4 protein-coding genes are annotated in these 2,237 nt (G+C 64.3%); 3 read left to right on the top strand and 1 reads right to left on the bottom strand.

The window, feature by feature from the left end; genetic code table 11:
* Positions 1–110: 110 nt before the first annotated feature.
* From EN994_RS28115 to EN994_RS28105, 3 genes are read left to right on the top strand one after another with little or no spacing between them, the layout of a single operon-like run.
* The gene (locus tag EN994_RS28115; RefSeq protein WP_013531016.1) at positions 111–647 is read left to right on the top strand and encodes an SspB family protein; all 537 of its coding nucleotides are present in this window, start codon (positions 111–113) and stop codon (positions 645–647) included.
* A 16-nt stretch (positions 648–663) separates the two neighbouring features.
* The gene (locus EN994_RS28110; RefSeq protein ID WP_024501426.1) at positions 664–861 is read left to right on the top strand and encodes a DUF4169 family protein; all 198 of its coding nucleotides are present in this window, start codon (positions 664–666) and stop codon (positions 859–861) included.
* Positions 858–1,082, top strand: a complete 225-nt coding sequence (locus EN994_RS28105) for a ribbon-helix-helix domain-containing protein (RefSeq protein WP_013531014.1) — start codon at positions 858–860, stop codon at positions 1,080–1,082. Before EN994_RS28110 ends, EN994_RS28105 begins: the two co-directional genes overlap by 4 nt.
* Here the strand turns inward: EN994_RS28105 and EN994_RS28100 are convergent.
* A partial coding sequence (locus EN994_RS28100) for a chloride channel protein (protein WP_127307993.1) occupies positions 1,079–2,237 on the bottom strand: 1,159 nt, incomplete at its 5' end. The two genes, EN994_RS28105 and EN994_RS28100, sit on opposite strands and share 4 nt — an antisense overlap.

Raw genomic sequence — 2,237 nt, 5'->3', positions numbered from 1 at the left:
ATCGCTGGCAATAGTCTTCGCTTCCGCGCGAGGGTGATCTATATGCGGTTTACGCCGCGCTCAAGCTTGATTACAGCTATGCGGACGATTCAACGGAACCCGACCGCCACATGGCCGACGACCACATCCGCTACGACATTCTGGCCCAGGAGGCGTTGCGCGGCGTCATGCGCAAGGTCCTGGCCGAGGTCGCGCGCACCGGCCTCCCCGGCAACCACCACTTCTTCATCACCTTCCTGACCGGCGCGCCGGGCGTACGCGTGTCTTCGCGGCTGCGCGAGCGCTATCCCGAGCAGATGACCATCGTCATTCAGTTCCAGTATTGGGACCTGAAGGTGACCGATACCGGCTTCGAGGTTGGCCTGTCCTTCTCCGATGTGCCGGAAAAACTCGAAATCCCGTTCTCGGCCGTGCGCGGCTTCTACGATCCCTCGGTCAATTTCGAACTCGAATTCGACGTCAAGACGGATGGTGCGGCAGCCGATGAACCGGCTGCGCCAACTCCGGAGCCGTTGACCATCGTCTCCGAGAAAAAGCCGAAGGCCGAGAAGAAGGCCGCCGCGGAGGCGGAGAAGAAGCCCGCGGCCGCGGACGCCGCCACCAAGGGCGCCGAAGTGGTCTCGCTCGACGCCTTCCGCAAGAAATAGGCCGGCGACTTACGCCGTGGCCGAAATCGTCAATCTCCGCCAGGCCCGCAAGCAAAAGGCGCGGGACGAAAAGCTGCGCGCCGCCGAACAGAACCGCGCGCTGCACGGCCGCTCCAAGGCCGAAAAGGAACGCGACCGCGTCGCCGCCGACAAGAGCGAAAAATTCGTTGCCGGGCATCGTCGTGAAAAGCCCGGCGACCCCGGCCGTCAATGAGCCCGGTCGAAAAGCGTTCGGTGACCATTCGCGGCCACCGCACCAGCTACTCGCTTGAAAAGCCCTTCTATGACGACCTCGTCGCGATCGCGGCGACCAGGGAGCTGACGCTCGCTGCTCTTGTCGCCGAAGTCGACGAGACGCGGCCCCGCGACACCAACCTGTCCTCGGCGTTGAGGCTCCATGTGCTGGAGTGGGCGAAGCGAGGAGAGAGCATCTAAAGGCTTTCGACCGCGTCGTCCTTTTTCCTGCGTCTGGTGCCAAAGCCAAGCAAGGTCGAACGCTCGCGCTCCTCGGCCTGTTTCCTGGACCGCACGCGCATCAGATCCTTCCAGCCGACATAGCCGACCAGCAACGAGCCTTCGCGAGTGACGACGGGCAGATGGGAGACGTTGGCCATCAGCAGCTTGTCGGAGAGGCCTTCGAGATATTCGTCCGGATAGGCCAGCGTCACCTTGCTGCCGGCCAGCAACGCGCCAAGCGTGGTGGTGCGGTGCGTGCCGGCGCGTCTCCAGCGCAAGATCGCCGGCGGATCGATGAGGCCCAGCACCTGACCGTTCTCGTCGACCACCGGGAAACTCGGATGCCGTGTTTCCGGCGCCGTCAGGAACGCTGCTGCGCCATGCAGCGTCATCGTCGCCGGCACGCTTTCGACCTGCGACGTCATCACCTCGCGCACCCTGGTCAGGGCGAAAGGGTCGACACGGTATTCGCGAACCAGATGGTGTCCCCTTCTGGCGATCTTTTCGGTCAGGATCGAACGCTTCATCAGAAGCACGGTCACGGCATGCGCCGCGGCGCAGGCGGCAATCAGCGGCACCAGCATATGTGTGTTGCCGGTCAGTTCGACGGCGAAGAACGTGGCGGTCAGCGGCGCGCGCATCGTGCCGCCCATGGTGGCGGCCATTGCCAGCAGCGCCCAGAAACCCGGATCCGCGGCAGGCAGAACGCCGGCGAGCACAGCGCCCATAGCCCCGCCCATGATCAACAGCGGCGCCAGCACACCTCCCGACGTTCCCGAGCCGAGCGCTACCGACCAGATGATCGCCTTGACCACCAGCAGCAGGAGTGCCGCCGTCGCGACGGTGCGGCCATCCAGCATGTCGGTGATGTTGTCATAGCCGACACCGAGCGCGTGCGGTTCGATCAGCCCGCCTATGCCGACCACCAGGCCGCCAAGCATCGGCCACCACATCCAGTGGATCGGCAGCTTCTGAAAACCGTCCTCGCAGGCATAGACCATCTGCGTCAGCAGTCCCGACAGAAGTCCTGCACAAACGCCGATCGCCACCCAGCCGGCAAGGCCGACAAAAGACACCTCCATGCCGCCCTGAAACGGAAAGATCGGCCCGGGCAGATGCAGCATGGTGCGCTCG

The sequence above is a fragment of the Mesorhizobium sp. M7A.F.Ca.CA.002.09.1.1 genome, assembly GCF_003998555.1.
In the GTDB taxonomy this organism is placed as follows: domain Bacteria; phylum Pseudomonadota; class Alphaproteobacteria; order Rhizobiales; family Rhizobiaceae; genus Mesorhizobium; species Mesorhizobium ciceri.
Note: the sequence above shows the minus strand (reverse complement) of the source record. Positions and strands in the feature narration are given on the sequence as shown.

Bases quoted from the DNA above. Each gene is read 5' to 3' on its own strand.
- EN994_RS28115 (WP_013531016.1), top strand. From the start codon at position 111: ATGGCCGACGACCACATCCGCTACGACATTCTGGCCCAGGAGGCGTTG.
- EN994_RS28105 (WP_013531014.1), top strand. From the start codon at position 858: ATGAGCCCGGTCGAAAAGCGTTCGGTGACCATTCGCGGCCACCGCACC.